The organism is Leifsonia naganoensis, from assembly GCF_013410615.1.
GTDB lineage: Bacteria > Actinomycetota > Actinomycetes > Actinomycetales > Microbacteriaceae > Leifsonia > Leifsonia aquatica.
The window spans coordinates 2459727-2475633 of sequence record NZ_JACCHJ010000001.1 but is presented as its reverse complement, the minus strand read 5'-3'; the positions used below and the strand labels follow the sequence as shown (position 1 = coordinate 2475633).

Below are 15907 nucleotides of genomic sequence, written 5' to 3'. Positions count from 1 at the left end.
TGACCCCGGTCGTAGGTTGATCATCAGATCGACCGACGAAGGGGACACCATGGCTACGACATTCAGTGCAGAGGAGAAGGCCGCGATCAAGGCGGCCGTCGCGGAGCAGAAGGCCGCGCAGGCGGGCGCGGATGCTGCTGCCGCGTGCGAGGCCGCGATCGCGGCACTCACCGGGAACGACAAGGAGCTCGCCGAGACGTTCCACCGGCTCGTCGCCGAGAACACGTCCCTGGCACCGAAGACCTGGTACGGGATGCCGGCGTACGCCGACGCCGACGGCAAGACCGTCGTCGCCTTCAAACCGGGCTCGAAATTCACGATGCGCTACGCCACGATCGAGTTCCAGCCCGCCGCGCAGCTCGACGACGGGGACCTCTGGCCCGTCGGCTACGCGGTCGCGAAGCTGGGCGACGCCGACCAGAAGCGGATCGCAGCGGTCCTGCGGAGCGCGGTCGGCCGCTGAGCGGTACCGGAGCGGTCGCCCGCTCGTCACTCCCCCGCGCGCAGCGACCGGACGATGCTCTGCAGGATCCGGAAGGCACGGCCCTGCTCGTCGGGCGTCAGGCCGCCGAGCATCCTGACCTCGACGGAGCGGACGGCGACGGTCGCCTTCTCGAGGCTGCGCCGGCCGCGCGGCGTGAGCCGTGCAGGAAGCGCCTTGCCGACCGGAGCCTCGGCCGGCCGGGTGACGTAGCCGTCCCGTTCGAGCGCCTGCAGCAGCACGTTCATCGACTGCCGCGTCACGAACGCCCCGCGCGCGAGCTCGGAGTTCGACAGCCCGGGACGCTGCGCGAGCAGTTCGAGGCAGGAGTAGTGGGTCACCGTCATGCCGAGCGGGCGGAGCACATCCTCCATGGCGGCCCGGAGCGCACTCGACGCCTCCTTCAGCAGATAGCCGAGGGACGTGTCCAGATCGATGCCGTCTTGCCTCATGTCAGTATTCTGACATAGAGTGGCGCGTGTCAGAAAACTGACACACGACGAAGGAGCACATCATGCCCGCCACCGGCCCCGACTTCCTCTCCCTGCAGGTCCGCGATCTGGACGCGTCGCAGGCGTTCTACGAGAAGTACCTCGGCCTCGTCCGCTCGCAGGCCGGCCCGCCTCACGCCGTCGTCTTCGAGACGACCCCGATCGCGTTCGCACTGCGCGACCTCATCCCGGGCACCGACCTGGATGCCGTCACCCAGCCGGGCATCGGCGCAGCGATCTGGCTGCACGCCACCGACGTCCAGGAGATCCACGACCGTCTGGTCGCCGACGGCCGAACGATCGTCGCGGCCCCGATCGACGGCCCCTTCGGCCGCACCTTCACCTTCGCCGACCCCGACGGCTACCAGATCACGCTGCACGACCGCGCCTGAGGCACGATCGCAGAACAGCCGACCTCAGTCGATCCGCTCGAACTCGTTGAGCTTCCAGGTCTGGTCGAACCAGGGCTGCAGCGGGCCGTAGAGGCGGAAGAGCTGGAACCAGGATTTGCCGGGCACCGTCTCGACCCAGTTCGACTCCTTGCCGTCCGGCGCGACGGGCCCGAAGTACAAGTCGTACGAACCGTCCTCGTTGGCCTCGACGCGGTCGTCGTTGCTGGCCACGGCCGGGTGGATCGTCGACGGCACGACCAGGAGCGAGCGCGTCTGCGTGTCGTACACATCGACGGCCCAGAAGTTCTTGGCCGGAGGATTCGGATCGACGTGGAGCCGATAGGTGCGGCCACCGTCGAGCAGGTCGCCGTTCGCGTCGTGCACGGTATACGCGTAGGCGGAACCCGCCCCGACCTGCGCGTGCGCCATGGCCGGGGTGATGACCGTGGCGATGTAATGGAACTGCGTCCGCGCGTCGAGGAGCCGCGCGCCGTTCCGCAGGAACTCGTAGCTGCCGCCCGCGAACGCGTTCTTCCACGACCCGTACAGCACGGTGTCCGGGTCGCGCGGCGCGTAAGCGAGCACGCGCGCGATGCCCGCACCGATCAGAGCGGCCCGGCCGAGGATGTCGCGCATCCGCTCATCGGGTGCGAACGGCTGCCCCGAGACGATGCCGATGGCAGCGAGCTGGCCCGCCCGCTCCGCATCCAACGCCGCGACGGGCTCCTCCGTCACCAGGGCGGCGACCTCCTCGAAGAACGAGAAGTCGTTCGCGTGGACCGTGTTCACGGCCACCTCGGCGAGGTTGACGAAATCGTTCTCCTGCGGCGCCTCCGCCTCCGCCAGCGGGTACACCTTCGTCGTGCGCATCGCCGGCACCCCGCCGAGCGCCCGGAGCACCACGAAGTTCGTGTACGTGGGCGTGCGGTAGACGAAGTAGCCGTCGGGGATGTCACCGTCGTAGCCCGGAGGGAGGAACAGGTACTTGCCGCCCGCACCTCGATCCGGGCCCGCGATTCCCATGTCGGCGACGTAGCGGAACCAGAAGTCGTCGACGACGCAGAGCGACTCGGGCGGCGCCTCGATGACGGTCGGCCCCCACGCCTTGAGGTCGAGCATGGTGCTGCCGTAGGTCGTCTCGGTGTTCGGCGTCAGGTACAGGCCGCCCGAATTGCCGCGGGGGTCGGTGATGCCGATCGTCCGCGGCGAGGTGATGCCCGCCTGTCGCAGGCCGTTGCGGAACGCGACGAGGGAGGCGCCGGGCACGGCGTTGAGGAAGACCTCGACACCGCGCATGAGGTCGAGCGCGTCGTACGCGGTCGTCACGGTCTCGGCCAACGGGACGCCGTCGAAGAACGTGAGGTCGCCGAAGGGCGACGGCACGATGTCGGGCGTGCTGAGCGACCTCACCGCCTCCGCGAACTCGTCGGGCGTCAGTCCGGTGCGATCGGCAGATTCCACTTACTTCCTCCGGTTTCGGGATGCCGCCTCATCGAGACGGTCGTTCAGGATCATCGCGGCGTCGATGAGCGCCAGGTGGGTGAAGGCCTGCGGGAAGTTGCCGAGCTGTTCGCCGGTAGGGGCGATCTCCTCGGCGAAGAGCCCCAGGTGGTTGGCATAGGTGAGCATCTGCTCGAACGTGAGCCGGGCCTCGTCGAGCCTGCCCTCGCGTGCGAGCGCGTCCACATAGAGGAAGGTGCAGAGGGAGAACGTGCCCTCCGACCCGCGCAGCCCGTCCGGTGACGCGGCGGGGTCGTAGCGGTAGACGAGGCTGTCGGAGACGAGTTCCTCGCCCATCGCCGCCATGGTGTCGTGCCACATCGGGTCGTGGGCGGAGATGAATCCCACCTGCACCATCTTGAGCAGGGAGGCGTCGAGGGTCGGCTCACCATACTGCTGGACGAACGCGTGGCGCTCGGCGCTCCAGCCGTGCTCCATGATCTGGTCGTAGATCGCATCCCGCTCGGTGCGCCAGCGGTCGACCGGAGCCGGACGTCCCCAGCGCGCGGCCAGCCGGATCGCCCGGTCGAACGCGACCCAGCACATCAGGCGGCCGTAGGTGAACGCCTTCCGGCCGCCCCGGGTCTCCCAGATGCCCTCCTCCGGCTGGTCCCAGTTGTCGACGAGCCATTCCAGGAGGCGGCAGATCGCGAGCCAGCCCTGCTGACCGAACTCGATGCCCGCGAGGTCGGCGTGGTACAGCGCATCCAGGGCCTCGCCGTAGATGTCGAGCTGCAGCTGGCCCGCCGCGCCGTTCCCGATCCGGACGGGGTACGAGCCGCGGTACCCCTCCCACCCCTCAATGACCTCCTCGGACAGGTTCGGGTCGCCGTCGATGCGGTACATGATGTTGAGCGGCCCGGTCGGGCTGCCGTCGGCCTCCATCACCCGATCGCGCAGCCACCGGCCGAACGCGACCGCCTCGTCGCGGAAGCCCAGCTTCACCAGGGTGTTGACGGAGAAGGAGGAGTCCCGCACCCAGGTGTAGCGGTAGTCCCAGTTGCGCTCGCCACCGACCTGCTCGGGCAGGCCCGCGGTCGGCGCCGCGACGAGCCCTCCCGTCGGGGCGTAGGTCATCAGCTTCAGGGTGATCGCCGACCGCTCCACCTCTTCGCGCCAGCGGCCGCTGTAGGCGGACTGGGAGATCCAGTCCTGCCAGAAGCGCGCCGTGCCGTCGAAGAGGGCCCGGGCATCCGCGACCGGGATGGCACGAGGCTGCCCATGCGTGCCGGTCTCGAGCACGACACCGCGCTCCTCGCCCTGCGTGAGGACGACGGAGGCCTTCACGTCGCCGGCTCCCGTCTGCTCGGCTCGCGCCAGGCGTTCGTCGTCCGCGTCGCGGATGAGGCTCATCGTGAGCGTCGTGCCGCCCGCGTCGAAGATCGCGCCGTCGTCCGTCACCGTGAGGGTGTGCGGCATGCGCCCGTAGTCGAACCGTGGGGCGACCTCGATGTCGAACTCGATCCGGCCCCGTACGCACCGGACCAGCCGGACGAGTCTGTGCGTTCCGTGCGCACCTCCCTCGGCCACCGGCATGAAGTCGACGAGCTCGCCGACGCCCTCCTCCGTCAAGAAGCGCGTGACGAGGATCGCCGTGTCGGGGAAGTAGAGCTGCTTCGCGTCGAACGCGTCGGCGCGGGGCCGCGCACTGAAATGGCCTCCGCGTTCCTCGTCGAGCAGGGAACCGAAGATGCTCGGGGAGTCGAATCGCGGGCTGCAGAACCAGTCGATCGTGCCGTCCGTCGAGACCAGGGCCGAGGTCTGCAGATCGCCGATCAGACCGTGATCCGCGATCAACGGGTATTCGCTCATGATGACCCCTCGCGTCGACGGCCTCTGCTGAGCGGATCGTAAGCCCCGGCCACCGTCTGCGGGCAGAGGCGGAATTTGCGAGGGGCGGCCGCAGGCTACGAGGTGCCGCGCTGGTCATCCTGATCGCCGAAGGTCGGCAGGGCGAAGTCAGGGAGGGTGGTGAGGTCGGCGGTCAGGTCGTCGAGGTGGGCGACCGTCTCGGGGCTCAGGATCTCGGGCCACTCGATGTCGACGTCTTCGGAGACCATCTGGCTGGCGGGGCCGAGCAGGAGGCGCAGCTCGCGCAGTTCTCCGCTCGCGTCGCGGCCGGGGAACTCGATCACGTCCGCCTGGCTCGCGCCCGCGAGGGCGGCGCCGTACTCGAGGATGGCATCGGCGATCCTGTCGCCCGTGAAGATCGAGGTCCCGCCGTAGATGATCTTGCGCATGGCACGAATGTCCCCCGGTGCGGGCCCACATTCAAGGGGTTCGGGGCCGGAGATTGCGGCCCTGCACTCCTCAGCGGCGCCGGAGGTCGCCGGCGACCGGGCAGTCGAACGGGTCGCGGGCGGCGAGGCCCACCCGGTTCAGGTACTCGATGACGATCGCGTACGAACGCACGAGGCTGGTCTCGGTGTACGGGATGCCGTGGGTCGCGCAGTGCGCGCGGGTCAGCTCCCGGGCCCGTGCCAGCGACGGCCGCGGCATGGACGGGAACAGGTGGTGCTCGACCTGGTGGTTGAGGCCGCCCATCAGCGCGTTCATCCACCAGCCGCCCTTGATGTTGCGGGAGGTCAGCACCTGCTTGCTGAGGAAGTCGACGCGGGATCCGGTCGGCAGCAGCGGCATGCCCTTGTGGTTCGGGGCGAACGACGCACCCATGTAGACGCCGAAGACGGCGAGCTGCACGCCGAGGAAGGCGAACGCCATCCCGAGCGGGAGGAAGAGGAAGACCAGGCCGAGGTACACGGTGAGGCGGACGGCGATGGCGGTGAGCTCCTGCGAGCGGCCGACGGTGGGCCGGCGCTCCATGAGCGAGCGGACCGAGGTGACGTGGAGGTTGACGCCCTCGAGCATCAGCAGCGGGAAGAAGAAGTAGCCCTGGCGGCGCGTCATGGCCGCCATGAGGCCCTTCTGCTTGGCCGCATCCTCCTCGGTGAAGGAGATCGTGTCGAACTCGATGTCGGGGTCTTTGCCGACGGTGTTCGGGTTGGCGTGGTGACGGGTGTGCTTCGTCATCCACCACTGGTAGCTCATCCCGACCATCCAGGTGGCGAGGAAGCGGCCCACGCGGTCGTTGACCGGGCCGGACGCGAAGATCTGGCGGTGCGAGGCCTCGTGGGCGAGGAACGCGAACTGCGTGAAGATGATGCCCAGCGCGCCGGCGATCAGGAGCTGGAACCAGGAGTCGCCCAGCAGGACGAAACCGGCGATCGCTCCGCCGAGGCCCGCGGTGAGGAGGGCGAAGACGAGGATGTAGAAGCCGCGGCGGCGCTCGAGGAGCCCCTGCGAGCGGATCTGCCCGAGCAGTTCGTTGTACGTGCTCGTGACGGGCTGGCGGCCCTCGGGACGGACCTTGGTGCGCTGCACCGGTCCGAGAGTGGATACGGTCATCGTCTGCCTCCGCTGGTGTCGATGCGACTTCTCAGCCGAGGTATGGACGGAACGCCCTAGATATTCATAACGCTACGCGGCGTAGCTGGAGATTGGCGGCGAAGACGCCCCGTGTTCCACGGGGCGTCTTCGACCGATCAAGCGGGTCGGATGTTCGACGCCTGCGGGCCCTTGGCGCCCTGCTCGACGTCGTACTCGACCTTCTGGTTCTCGTCGAGGTTGCGGTATCCGCCGGTCGCGGCGATCGCGCTGTAGTGGGCGAAGACGTCGGCGCTCCCGTCATCCGGGGCGATGAAGCCGAAGCCCTTTTCCGAGTTGAACCATTTGACGGTGCCTGTAGCCATCGTCTCTCTCTTTCGTGATGGTGAACCGTGTGAACGATTCCGTGCCCCGCGCCGAATGTGGAGCGGGCGAATGTGGGTGCTCGGGATCGAGCACGCGTCGGTGGGGATGAAGTGCAGTGTGGTGGGGAGGAACAGGAGCTCCTGCGCGGCCTCGACCGTGGCGGCGACGCCGACGGCCCGGGACTGCTCGTCGAGGACGGCGAACCCGTCGAGGACGCGGTGGGCCATTCCGGCGTATTCGCCGGATCGAGTGGCCACCCAGACGTCATCGTCGGCTTGTCGCCAGGAGGTCGCGGCGGGTGCCGCGTGTTCGAGAATGCTTGTGATGGTGTTCCTTCGGCGCCTGGTCGGCGCACTGTGTGCGGATGGTGACGGCCGGCTCAGCAGAGGGGCTGCGTCACGTCGGGGATGAGTAGAGGGGCTGCTTCGGAGAGAGTCAGCGCGAGGAGGGCGGGTTTCGGCGCGATTCGCCGGCACCGCTGGTCGAGCGGCCGGGATGTCCCGGCTCGAGGTACTACCAGTGGGAGCACATCGCTGTGCGGACATGAGTCAGCATACACGGATGGGCTGGGAGCTCCGCTCAGAGCCGTCGGATGGTGAGGGATTGCTCCGCGAAACCGACCGCGCCGTCGCGGTCGTGGAGCACGGAGCGGGTGACGCCGAGACCGGTCGAGCCGAAGACGACCCCCGTGTCCAGCCCGAGCCAGCCGCCGGCCGGTTCGCGGTGCAGGTGGACGGTGAGGTCGACGTTGGGGAACATCCACTCGGTCGGATGCCGCCGGACCGCGACCCCGTTCGCCGTGTCGACGAGCGCGAGCCAGGAGGCGACCGGTTCGACCGGCACGCCGGCGATGAGCTCGCGCGTCGTCGACAGCCAGACGGTCGCACGCCCGGGCTCCGGCGGACGGATGGCGCGGGCATCGAGCGAGGCGACATAACCACCCCGCCACACATCGGTCATCGGCCAGCTGGTGGCCGATTCGGGTGCCGGGAGGCCCTCCGGTGCGCCGCCCGCCACCTCGGAGGTGTCGAACGCCGAGAGCAGCCACGCGCGCGCCTTCACGGCGGCCCGCCCGCGGATGACGGCGGTCGCCTCCACCAGCTCGATCGTGCGGCCCGGCCGGATCGTCTCGACGTGCACCTCCACCGGCTCCAGGGCGAGGAAGCCGAGGATGTCATAGCTGATGCGCCCGAGCTGCAGCGGCGTCCCCGAGCGCTCGCCCGCGTGCCGCAGGATCTCGTGGGCGATCAGGCCGCCGAGGGGGCTGAAGTGGATCTCGTCGTCGGCCCAGGCACCGCCGGCCTCAGAGGTCGGTGTGTACGTGTGCTCGCCCGTCTGGAGGAAGTATGCCGTCGTCGCCATGTCTCCAGACTAGGTCGCCGAGCACGGAAGCCCGGCACGAGGCCGGGCTCCCGCTGCTAGGTGGCGTTTTCACACCGGGGCGAGGGTATGACACCGGGGTGCGGGTGCGCACGGGGTTGACAGCGCGCGCGTGGAGGTATCGCCGGGTTACTCATCAGAGACTGCTGCGTCCCGCCGACGGTTCCGACGGCGCACCCAGATGGTGACGGCTGTGACACCTCCTGCGATCGCCGCGACGCCGACTGTGTTCCAGACGTTCCACCAGAAGATCGGTCCCATGTTCGCGCTCCGTCCTGATCTGCGTACTGATCGATCAGAATGCCGCGCGGCTGCCTGATCTTTCAAATACAGAGTGCCAGCTTGCGCATACTAAAGAAAGGATGCTGCCGCATCGCACGCGCTTCCACCCCATCCCCGCGCTCAGAGCACGTCGTACATCAGGTGGGTCGCCGTCGACGAGACGGTCACGGACCGCTGGACGAGGGCGCGGGTCGGGCCGGGGGTGAAGAGCGGCGTGCCCGCCCCCAGGATCAACGGCGAGAGATGCAGCGAGAGGGTGTCGACCAGCCCCGCGGCGAGCGCCGAACCGATGAGGGCGCCTCCGCCCATGAGGACCACGTCGAGGTCCGCGTCGCGGGAGGCGGAGGCCGCCTCGGCCCGTTCGCGGGCGGCGGCGATCGCATCGACGAGGCCGGTGGTGACGAAGGTCCAGTCCAGCCCGGTCAGCCGCACCGACGCGGGGCGCTCGGAAGTGACGACGACGAACGGAGGCTTGCCGACCTCGCCCGCGCCGTAACCGACCTCGTCGTTCCAGCCTCCGGGGCCGTCGACGACGTCGAAGAGGTTCCGCCCCATCACGACCGCGCCGGAGCGCGTCATCCCCTCCTGGAGCTGGCGCTGGTCGTCGGGGTCGTCGGAGAACGCCCAGTTGTGCAGCGGCTTGCCGCCGGTACCGAGACCGTTCTCCGGGCCGGCGTCCGGGCCGGTCACGAAGCCGTCCAGGGAGATCGTGATGTCGGCGACGACACGCGTCATGACGCCACCACCTGCGTCAGCAGTTCGTCGAGCTTCTCGTAGCCCTCGGTCACGCCGTACTCCATGCCCTCGGCGATCATCCCCTCCAGCGCCTCCTTCGAGGTGAAGACGGAGCGACCGACGAGACGGGAGCGGCCGCCCGGCAGCGATTCGAAGTGCATACGGTCGAGGCTGACCTCGCCGGGAGCGCCGAGGTACTCGAACGTCTGGATGATCAGCTCGTTCTCGACCACCGTGTGGATGACGCCGCGGAACCCGTAGGTGTTGCCCTCCGGGTCGGTCTGCTCGAACCCGTAGGCGCCGCCCGTGCGGAAGTCCCAGTCGGTGATGATGCTGTCGAGCGCGCGCGGGCCCACCCACTGCACGTACAGCTCGGGTTCCGCGTGGGCGCGGAAGAGGGCTTCGACGGGTGCGTCGAACTCGCGGGTGAGATCGGCGTACGACGTGCCCGGGACGACGTCGATGACGACGGGGTTGCTCATGACTCCTTCTCCTTCGTTCGGTACTGCATTGTGTTCGAGTGCTCGGCCGGGTGGGGCTCGAGCACGGCGTCGAGGCGCCGGTAGCGGGCCTCGGCTTCGAGCCGGTAGCGGTCGATCCACGAGGTGAGGCGCTCCAGCGCGGCGGCGTCGAGGTGGACCGGGCGGCGCTGCGCGTCACGCGTGCGCCAAACCAGCCCGGCCGACTCCAGCACGCCGATGTGCTTCGACACCGCCTGCAGGGTGATGTCGAACGGCTCGGCCAGCTCGCCGACCGTGGCGGGTCCGCGGCTCAGGCGCGCGACCATCGCGCGCCGCACCGGATCCGCGAGTGCAGCGAAGGCCGCGTCGAGTGCGGCGTCCTCGTTGTGATCAACCATTTGCTTTATCAACCTTTCGGTTGAGTAAAGAGTACGACTGTCGGGGAGAGTCGTCAAGAGTCGGTCAGACCCGCTTCGCGAAGAACACCCGGGCGAAACCATCCTGAGTGCGCCGTCCGGTCTCGACGAAGCCACGCCGCGGGTAGAAGGCCAGGTTCTCGGTCATCTTCTCTTGCGTGTAGAGGCGGACCTCCGGGACACGGGCCGCCCTCGCCCTGTCGTCGGCGATCGCGAGCAGTGCGGAGCCGAGGCCGGTCCCCCGTTCGCTCGTAGCCACCGCGACGTTCTCGATGAGTACGTGGTCGGCATGCAGGGCCGTGATGAGCAGGCCGACGATTCGCCCGTTCCGTCGCGCGACGGTGGCCCGCCCGTCACCGACGACGACGGCGTAGTCCTCGCCGAGCGGACCGGGCGGACGACCGATCCGGGCGATGTACGGCTCGTAGGCTTCGCGCACCAGCGCCTCGATGTCCGCGACATCCCCCGGCCTCGCCGCCTCGATCAGGATGTCGCCCCTGACCGCGGCCGACTCGGGCGCGTGCCGGGCGTTGTCGTCGTCCTCCATTTCCCGCATGGTATCCCGCGCGCCTTCACGCCATACTGACCCCATGAGCCAGACCGGGTCCCGCACGGGAGAGAACTCCTTCGTCACCTTCTTGAAGCGCCGATGGCTCGCCATCGTGCTCGTGGTGCTGCTCGCCGTGGTCGCCATCCAGAACGCGGTCGGCGGCGACACCGCGACGATCTTCCTGCTCTGGGGTCAGCTGGCGATGCCGACGTGGGCGCTCGTCCTCATCGTCTTCGTCATCGGCGCCATCGCGGGCTGGATCATGTCGCGCAACCGGGCGGCGCGCAAGCGACGCTGACCGCGGGCGCCACACCGGTTGACGCGCACCCGGGCCGGGGGTTCGGTGGGGGCATGGTCGCACTCATCATCATCCTGCTCGTCATCTGGGCCGTGCTCGCGGTGCTCGGCTTCGCCATCAAGGGTCTGCTCTGGCTCGCCATCCTGGGTCTGGTGCTCTTCGTGATCACCGCGATCATCGGCTGGCTGCGGCGGACCGCCAACCGCTCCTGACGAACGGGCACCGCCACGCGCCGCCGGATTGAGATCCGGCGGTGCTGAATCGCATCGCGCTGCGCTGTTGGACATCCCTCCGCCGACCCACGAATCTGGAACCATGGCCTACGAACCCGCCCCGAACCGTTACGACAGCATGCTCTACCGCCGCACCGGCCGCAGTGGACTCGACCTGCCCGCCCTCTCCCTCGGGCTCTGGCAGAACTTCGGCGACGACCGACCGATCGAGACGCAGCGCGCGATCGTGCGCCGTGCGTTCGACCTCGGCATCACGCACTTCGACCTGGCGAACAACTACGGGCCGCCCTACGGTGCCGCCGAGACCAACTTCGGCCGCATCCTGCGCGAAGACCTGGTGCCCTTCCGCGACGAGCTCATCGTCTCGTCGAAGGCCGGCTGGGACATGTGGCCCGGCCCCTACGGCCAGGGCGGCGGGAGCCGCAAGTACGTGCTCGCGAGCCTCGACCAGTCGCTGACCCGGCTCGGGCTGGACTACGTCGACATCTTCTACTCGCACCGGCCCGACCCCTCCACGCCGCTCGAGGAGACGATGCAGGCCCTCGACACCGCGGTACGCAGCGGCAAGGCGCTGTACGTCGGAATCTCGTCGTATGGCGCCGAGGAGACCCGTCGTGCCGCCGAGATCCTGCGCGAGCTCGGGACGCCGCTGCTCATCCACCAGCCGTCGTACTCGATGCTCAACCGCTGGATCGAGACGGAGGGACTGCTCGACGCGACCGCCGACCTCGGCGTCGGCGTCATCGGTTTCACCGCCCTCGCTCAGGGGATGCTGACCGACAAGTACCTGAACGGCGTGCCGGAGGGCTCCCGCGCCGCGGCGGGCGGCTCGTTCGACGAGAGCTGGCTCACCGACGAGGCCGTCGGCCACCTCCGCGCGTTGAACGACATCGCCGGCGCCCGCGGTCAGACCCTCGCCCAGCTCGCCCTCGCCTGGGCGCTGCGCGACGAGCGCGTCACCTCGCTCGTGACCGGTGCCAGCAGCGTGCGCCAGCTGGAGCAGAACGTCGCGGCGCTCGATCGCCTCGACTTCACCGCCGACGAGCTCGCCGCGATCGACGAGCACGCGGTCGACGCGGGCGTCGACCTCTGGGCGGGTGCGCGCCGCGGGGAGGCCTGAGCCACCACCCCCTATCGCACGCCGGAGCGGCTCCGTACCGGAACCACTCAGGCGGCCATGTGCAGAATGTCACGTGTGAGTACGCGCATCCTGTTCCCGGCCGATACTCGACGTTCTCTGCTTGACTGCCTGCAGTTCTCTTACGAGCGTTAGAGTCCGGGGGCTGTGGACATGACCGCGATCATCGAGACCGAACGGCGCACGGGCGCCGCACCGTTGGCTGCGGTGCGCCCGTGGACCATCGCGATCGCGTTCGGCCTGGTCGCCACCGCGGTGAGCGCCACCGGAAGCTGGATCCCGTCCCTCTGGGGCGACGAGGCGGCCAGCGTGATGTCGGCGCAGCGACCGGTCGGCAGCCTCCTGAACATGCTGCTCCACGTGGATGCGGTGCACGGGTTCTACTACCTCGGCCTGCACGGCTGGATCCGGCTGGTCGGCGAGAGCGCCTTCGCCATCCGGTTCCCGAGCGCCGTCGCGATCGGCTTCGCCGTGGCGGCGATCACCCTGCTGGCCGGCCGCCGCGGCGGGCCCACCGCGGCGATCGCGGCCGGGATCGTCGGCACCGTGCTCCCCCGCATGACCTACGCGGGCGAGGAGGCGCGATCGTTCGCGTTCAGCGCCGCCGCGGCCGCGTGGCTTACCTTGCTCTTCGTCTGGCTGGTGGACGGGCGCGGTCGCACGGTCCCGGCGAGCGTGCGCCGCACCTGCTGGCTGCTGTACGGGGCGGGGATGGCCGTCGCGTCGTACATGTTCCTCTACATGATCGCGCTGGCACTCGGCCACCTGGCCGTCCTCCTCCTGACCCGCGCGTCGCGACGGACCCTCGTCTCGTGGGCGCTCGCGATGGCGGGAACCGCGCTGGCGATCACACCGATCGCGCTGCTGGCCTTCTTCGAGCGTCGCCAGATCGGCTACCTCGGCGCCCAGACGCTCGACCCGTCCACCCTCCTCTACGCCCCGTGGTTCAGCACGCCATGGGTGGCGGCCGTCGCGTGGGCGCTCATCCTCCTCGCCGTCGGGGGCAGCATCGCCGCCTGGCGCCGGGCGGGCCTCCACCTGCGCGCCGGCGTCCCGGTGACGGCGACGACCGTCGCGTTCTGCTGGCTGATCGTGCCGACCGGTGCGCTCCTGCTCGCGAACCTCGTCTTCCCGCTCTACACCGCGCGCTACTCGACCTTCGCGGCGCCCGCCGCGGCGCTGCTCGTCGCCGAGGGGATCCTCGTGCTCGGGCGCTGGATCGGGCGCGGGGACGCCCGACGCACCGTCATCGTGAGCGGCGTCGGCCTCCTCGGCTTCGTCGCCGTGTGCGCCCCGGTCTACCAGCTGCAGCGCGGGCCGTACGCGAAGAACAACAGCGACTGGTCGGAGGTGAGCGCGGCGATGGGAGCCGTCGCGAAGCCGGGCGACGCGGTCGTCTTCGACGAGTCGACCCGCCCCTCCCAACGGCCCCGCCTCGCCATGCACACCTACCCCGCCGGTTTCGTGAACGTCCGCGACGTGACGCTCGAGACGCCGTACTCCGAGAACGTCGGCTGGGCCGACCGCGCCTACGGGGTGAAGGATGCGGCCGAGCGCGGCCGCTTCGACGATGTGGACCGGGTGTGGCTGATCGAGAACGACGTCGACGGCAACCTCCGCGACTACGGCCGGGAGGCTCTGACCGAGCTGGGCTTCGAGCCGACCGGCCGCATCGTCACGACGCACCGCACCGCCATCATCGAACTCACGCGCTGACGGCTCTTCGGGGCGATGCCCGCCACCCCTATGCTCGGTGACATGCGGGCATCCGAGGCGGACGAGGACACCACTTCCACGGCGGGCATCGAGACGGGACGGAGCACGCTGCTGCGCGCCTCCTCCGTCGAATCCGTCGCCCTCGGCGTCGGCACGCTGGCCTTCGTCGCCGTCGGCGTCGTCGCCCTGTTCGTGTTCGGCGGCCGCCACCTGACGATCTCCGGGCCCGGTTCGATCGGCGAGTTCGCGGCCGTCGCCGGCGGGGTCGTCGCCCTCCTGGCCTATGGCGGCGGTCGCTGGGCGTCGTGGCGGGTCGCCTGGTTCGGCGCCGCCCGCTCCGGCCGGAGCTCGCGCATGGGCGTCGCCGTCGAGGTGTTCGACACGGTCGCGATCGCCGTCGCCCACGCCATCGTGGTCCTCTTGCTCTGGGCCGTGCTCGGCTTCGTCCTCGCACGCAGCTTCCAGGACGCCTTCGTCTTCTCCTTCCCCGGCGCACTGCTCGTCGCCACGGCCGCGGCCGTCAGCGCCTACTACGTGTTCCTCTCCGCCGCGAAGATGAATCCCCTGCTCCTCTCCACGGTGCTCGCGGTCTTCCTCGTGCTGGGGGCACTGACGAGCATGATCACCGCGTCCGACCCGCACTGGTGGAAGGAGAACCTGAGCGCGCTCGGGATGACGGACGACCTCTCCGGCATGACGTTCAACCTCACGGTCATCGTGGCGGGGGTGCTCGTGACGGCCATCGCCCGCTACGCCACCGGCTCCTCCGGGCCCGACGATCGCGCGCCGTCCCGCGGCGCCCTGCGCGTGCGCACGGCCCTGATCGTGATCGGCGTCCTGCTCACCTGCGTCGGGCTCTTCCCGGTGAACCAGTTCCTCCTCATTCACAACACCGTCGCCACGGGGATGGCCCTGGTGTTCTGCGCCCTCGTGATCGGGCTGCGCTGGCTGCTGCCCGACCTGCCCCGCGCCTTCATCGCCCTCGGCTGGGCGTTCCTCGCCGTGATCGCGCTCGTCGCCGTACTGTTCGCGATCGGGGACTACAACCTGACCGCCGTGGAGCTGGTGGCGGCGGTGCTGATCTTCAGCTGGATCATCGTCTTCCTGCGCATCACGACGGCCACGACCGCGGACGCCGCGGCGCGGAGCCTCGCGCGCTGATCACCGCACCGCCGTTCGTCGGCGGTCGCGGGTACGCTTGCCCGCATGTGCGGCAGGTTCGCGATGGACGACAGGGTCAACGCCGAGATCACCGAGTTCGTGGAGCGCACCGGGAGGCGGCCGGAGGACTGGCGCGCCGACTGGGAGGAGGCGTACAACATCGCGCCCACCGAAGACGTCCCGGTGCTGATCGACTCCGCGAAAGACCGGGAGCTGCGGTTCGAGCGGGCCCACTGGTCGCTCGTGCCGGGGTGGTCGAAGGAGCTCAAGCTGAAATTCCCGACCTTCAACGCCCGCGCCGAGGGGATCGTGGAGAAGTCGACCTGGCGCAAGCCGGTGCAGTCGCACCGTGCGATCGTGCTCGCGCGCGGTTACTACGAGTGGCAGGGCGAGAAGGGGCACAAGACCCCCTACTTCATCCGCTACCCCGACGACCAGCTGATGGGCTTCGCCGGTCTGTACTCCTGGTGGCGCGACCACACGAAGGCCGAGGACGATCCCGACCGCTGGGTGCTCACCGCCACGATCCTGACCTCCGACGCCGTGCAGACGCTGGCCGACATCCACGACCGCAACCCGGTGATCCTGCCCGAGGACATGTGGCTGCACTGGATCGACCCGTCGATCGTCGGCGACCAGGCGCTCGTCGACGACGCCGTCGCCGCGGGGGTCGCGGAGGCGCAGACACTGCGTTTCGACCGGATCGCGTCGTTCTCGACGAAGGACGACGGGCCCCAGCTGATCGAGCCGCTGGCGGATCAGCAGAGCTGACGCGGGCCTGCCACGGCCCCCGAACGAGGGCGTCTACCCTTCTGAGAATTGATGTATTCTCAGTTTATTCATGGTGACAGATTCTCATTTTGGTTTCGTCCTCCATGTACGAGAGACACCCGAAATGCAGCACCCGACAACGCATCAGCTCT

19 protein-coding genes are annotated in these 15907 nt (G+C 69.3%); 8 read left to right on the top strand and 11 right to left on the bottom strand.

All coding sequences use genetic code 11. The features are described from left to right. Positions 1–49: 49 nt before the first annotated feature. Positions 50–463, top strand: coding sequence for a hypothetical protein (locus tag HNR14_RS11955; RefSeq protein WP_179701232.1), 414 nt, complete (start codon positions 50–52; stop codon positions 461–463). Positions 464–489: 26 nt separating this feature from the next. On the opposite strand, the gene HNR14_RS11950 is transcribed toward HNR14_RS11955, so the two are convergent. Then, a complete protein-coding gene (locus tag HNR14_RS11950; protein ID WP_179701231.1) occupies positions 490–933 on the bottom strand; it encodes a MarR family winged helix-turn-helix transcriptional regulator in 444 nt (147 codons plus the stop codon). 62 nt (positions 934–995) lie between these two features. On the opposite strand from HNR14_RS11950, the gene HNR14_RS11945 reads away from it, so the two are divergent. Further along, positions 996–1364, top strand: coding sequence for a VOC family protein (locus tag HNR14_RS11945; protein WP_179701230.1), 369 nt, complete (start codon positions 996–998; stop codon positions 1362–1364). A gap of 24 nt (positions 1365–1388) precedes the next feature. Here the strand turns inward: HNR14_RS11945 and HNR14_RS11940 are convergent, their stop codons facing one another. The 10 genes from HNR14_RS11940 to HNR14_RS11895 all read right to left on the bottom strand — a co-directional run bounded on the left by HNR14_RS11940 (position 1389) and on the right by HNR14_RS11895 (position 10501). After that, the gene (locus HNR14_RS11940) at positions 1389–2825 is read right to left on the bottom strand and encodes a DUF1214 domain-containing protein (RefSeq protein WP_179701229.1); all 1437 of its coding nucleotides are present in this window, start codon (positions 2823–2825) and stop codon (positions 1389–1391) included. Further along, a complete protein-coding gene (locus HNR14_RS11935) occupies positions 2826–4676 on the bottom strand; it encodes a glycoside hydrolase family 15 protein (protein WP_179701228.1) in 1851 nt (616 codons plus the stop codon). Between the two features lie 95 nt (positions 4677–4771). Beyond that, positions 4772–5104 (bottom strand): hypothetical protein, encoded by a 333-nt coding sequence (locus HNR14_RS11930; protein WP_179701227.1) that lies wholly within the window; start codon positions 5102–5104, stop codon positions 4772–4774. Positions 5105–5174: 70 nt separating this feature from the next. Then, positions 5175–6269, bottom strand: coding sequence for a fatty acid desaturase family protein (locus HNR14_RS11925; protein ID WP_179701226.1), 1095 nt, complete (start codon positions 6267–6269; stop codon positions 5175–5177). Between the two features lie 137 nt (positions 6270–6406). Beyond that, positions 6407–6613: a cold-shock protein gene (locus tag HNR14_RS11920; RefSeq protein ID WP_039923385.1), complete on the bottom strand. Its 207-nt coding sequence runs from the start codon at positions 6611–6613 to the stop codon at positions 6407–6409. A gap of 580 nt (positions 6614–7193) precedes the next feature. Continuing rightward, on the bottom strand, positions 7194–7976 hold the full coding sequence (locus tag HNR14_RS11915) for a thioesterase family protein (protein WP_179701225.1): 783 nt from the start codon (positions 7974–7976) through the stop codon (positions 7194–7196). Positions 7977–8396: 420 nt separating this feature from the next. After that, positions 8397–9011 (bottom strand): dihydrofolate reductase family protein, encoded by a 615-nt coding sequence (locus HNR14_RS11910; RefSeq protein WP_179701224.1) that lies wholly within the window; start codon positions 9009–9011, stop codon positions 8397–8399. Next, positions 9008–9493, bottom strand: coding sequence for an SRPBCC family protein (locus HNR14_RS11905; protein ID WP_179701223.1), 486 nt, complete (start codon positions 9491–9493; stop codon positions 9008–9010). The genes HNR14_RS11910 and HNR14_RS11905 overlap by 4 nt, the downstream gene beginning before the upstream one ends. Further along, positions 9490–9870, bottom strand: a complete 381-nt coding sequence (locus HNR14_RS11900) for an ArsR/SmtB family transcription factor (RefSeq protein ID WP_179701222.1) — start codon at positions 9868–9870, stop codon at positions 9490–9492. The genes HNR14_RS11905 and HNR14_RS11900 overlap by 4 nt, the downstream gene beginning before the upstream one ends. 64 nt (positions 9871–9934) lie before the next feature. After that, positions 9935–10501, bottom strand: coding sequence for a GNAT family N-acetyltransferase (locus tag HNR14_RS11895; RefSeq protein WP_343064473.1), 567 nt, complete (start codon positions 10499–10501; stop codon positions 9935–9937). On the opposite strand from HNR14_RS11895, the gene HNR14_RS11890 reads away from it, so the two are divergent. From HNR14_RS11890 to HNR14_RS11865, 6 genes are all read left to right on the top strand, one after another. Next, positions 10479–10736 (top strand): LapA family protein, encoded by a 258-nt coding sequence (locus tag HNR14_RS11890; RefSeq protein WP_179701221.1) that lies wholly within the window; start codon positions 10479–10481, stop codon positions 10734–10736. The genes HNR14_RS11895 and HNR14_RS11890 overlap by 23 nt on opposite strands. A gap of 53 nt (positions 10737–10789) precedes the next feature. Then, the gene (locus tag HNR14_RS11885) at positions 10790–10948 is read left to right on the top strand and encodes a hypothetical protein (RefSeq protein ID WP_021762671.1); all 159 of its coding nucleotides are present in this window, start codon (positions 10790–10792) and stop codon (positions 10946–10948) included. Between the two features lie 103 nt (positions 10949–11051). Then, positions 11052–12089, top strand: a complete 1038-nt coding sequence (gene mgrA / locus HNR14_RS11880; RefSeq protein WP_179701220.1) for an L-glyceraldehyde 3-phosphate reductase — start codon at positions 11052–11054, stop codon at positions 12087–12089. A 171-nt stretch (positions 12090–12260) separates the two neighbouring features. Further along, positions 12261–13823, top strand: coding sequence for a glycosyltransferase family 39 protein (locus HNR14_RS11875; protein WP_179701219.1), 1563 nt, complete (start codon positions 12261–12263; stop codon positions 13821–13823). Between the two features lie 42 nt (positions 13824–13865). Beyond that, positions 13866–14984 carry a DUF998 domain-containing protein gene (locus HNR14_RS11870; RefSeq protein WP_179701218.1) on the top strand — a complete coding sequence of 373 codons (1119 nt, stop codon included), beginning with the start codon at positions 13866–13868 and terminating at the stop codon, positions 14982–14984. 45 nt (positions 14985–15029) lie between these two features. Next, positions 15030–15755, top strand: a complete 726-nt coding sequence (locus HNR14_RS11865; RefSeq protein ID WP_179701217.1) for an SOS response-associated peptidase — start codon at positions 15030–15032, stop codon at positions 15753–15755. Positions 15756–15907 lie beyond the last annotated feature (152 nt).

Excerpts from the sequence above, each read along its gene's own strand:
- HNR14_RS11945 (WP_179701230.1), top strand. The coding sequence starts at position 996 with ATGCCCGCCACCGGCCCCGACTTCCTCTCCCTGCAGGTCCGCGATCTG.
- HNR14_RS11905 (WP_179701223.1), bottom strand. The coding sequence starts at position 9,493 with ATGAGCAACCCCGTCGTCATCGACGTCGTCCCGGGCACGTCGTACGCC.
- HNR14_RS11910 (WP_179701224.1), bottom strand. The coding sequence starts at position 9,011 with ATGACGCGTGTCGTCGCCGACATCACGATCTCCCTGGACGGCTTCGTG.
- HNR14_RS11885 (WP_021762671.1), top strand. The coding sequence starts at position 10,790 with ATGGTCGCACTCATCATCATCCTGCTCGTCATCTGGGCCGTGCTCGCG.
- HNR14_RS11915 (WP_179701225.1), bottom strand. The coding sequence starts at position 7,976 with ATGGCGACGACGGCATACTTCCTCCAGACGGGCGAGCACACGTACACA.
- HNR14_RS11920 (WP_039923385.1), bottom strand. The coding sequence starts at position 6,613 with ATGGCTACAGGCACCGTCAAATGGTTCAACTCGGAAAAGGGCTTCGGC.
- HNR14_RS11865 (WP_179701217.1), top strand. The coding sequence starts at position 15,030 with ATGTGCGGCAGGTTCGCGATGGACGACAGGGTCAACGCCGAGATCACC.
- HNR14_RS11870 (WP_179701218.1), top strand. The coding sequence starts at position 13,866 with ATGCGGGCATCCGAGGCGGACGAGGACACCACTTCCACGGCGGGCATC.
- HNR14_RS11900 (WP_179701222.1), bottom strand. The coding sequence starts at position 9,870 with ATGGTTGATCACAACGAGGACGCCGCACTCGACGCGGCCTTCGCTGCA.
- HNR14_RS11950 (WP_179701231.1), bottom strand. The coding sequence starts at position 933 with ATGAGGCAAGACGGCATCGATCTGGACACGTCCCTCGGCTATCTGCTG.
- mgrA (WP_179701220.1), top strand. The coding sequence starts at position 11,052 with ATGGCCTACGAACCCGCCCCGAACCGTTACGACAGCATGCTCTACCGC.
- HNR14_RS11875 (WP_179701219.1), top strand. The coding sequence starts at position 12,261 with ATGACCGCGATCATCGAGACCGAACGGCGCACGGGCGCCGCACCGTTG.
- HNR14_RS11930 (WP_179701227.1), bottom strand. The coding sequence starts at position 5,104 with ATGCGCAAGATCATCTACGGCGGGACCTCGATCTTCACGGGCGACAGG.
- HNR14_RS11890 (WP_179701221.1), top strand. The coding sequence starts at position 10,479 with ATGAGCCAGACCGGGTCCCGCACGGGAGAGAACTCCTTCGTCACCTTC.
- HNR14_RS11935 (WP_179701228.1), bottom strand. The coding sequence starts at position 4,676 with ATGAGCGAATACCCGTTGATCGCGGATCACGGTCTGATCGGCGATCTG.
- HNR14_RS11955 (WP_179701232.1), top strand. The coding sequence starts at position 50 with ATGGCTACGACATTCAGTGCAGAGGAGAAGGCCGCGATCAAGGCGGCC.
- HNR14_RS11925 (WP_179701226.1), bottom strand. The coding sequence starts at position 6,269 with ATGACCGTATCCACTCTCGGACCGGTGCAGCGCACCAAGGTCCGTCCC.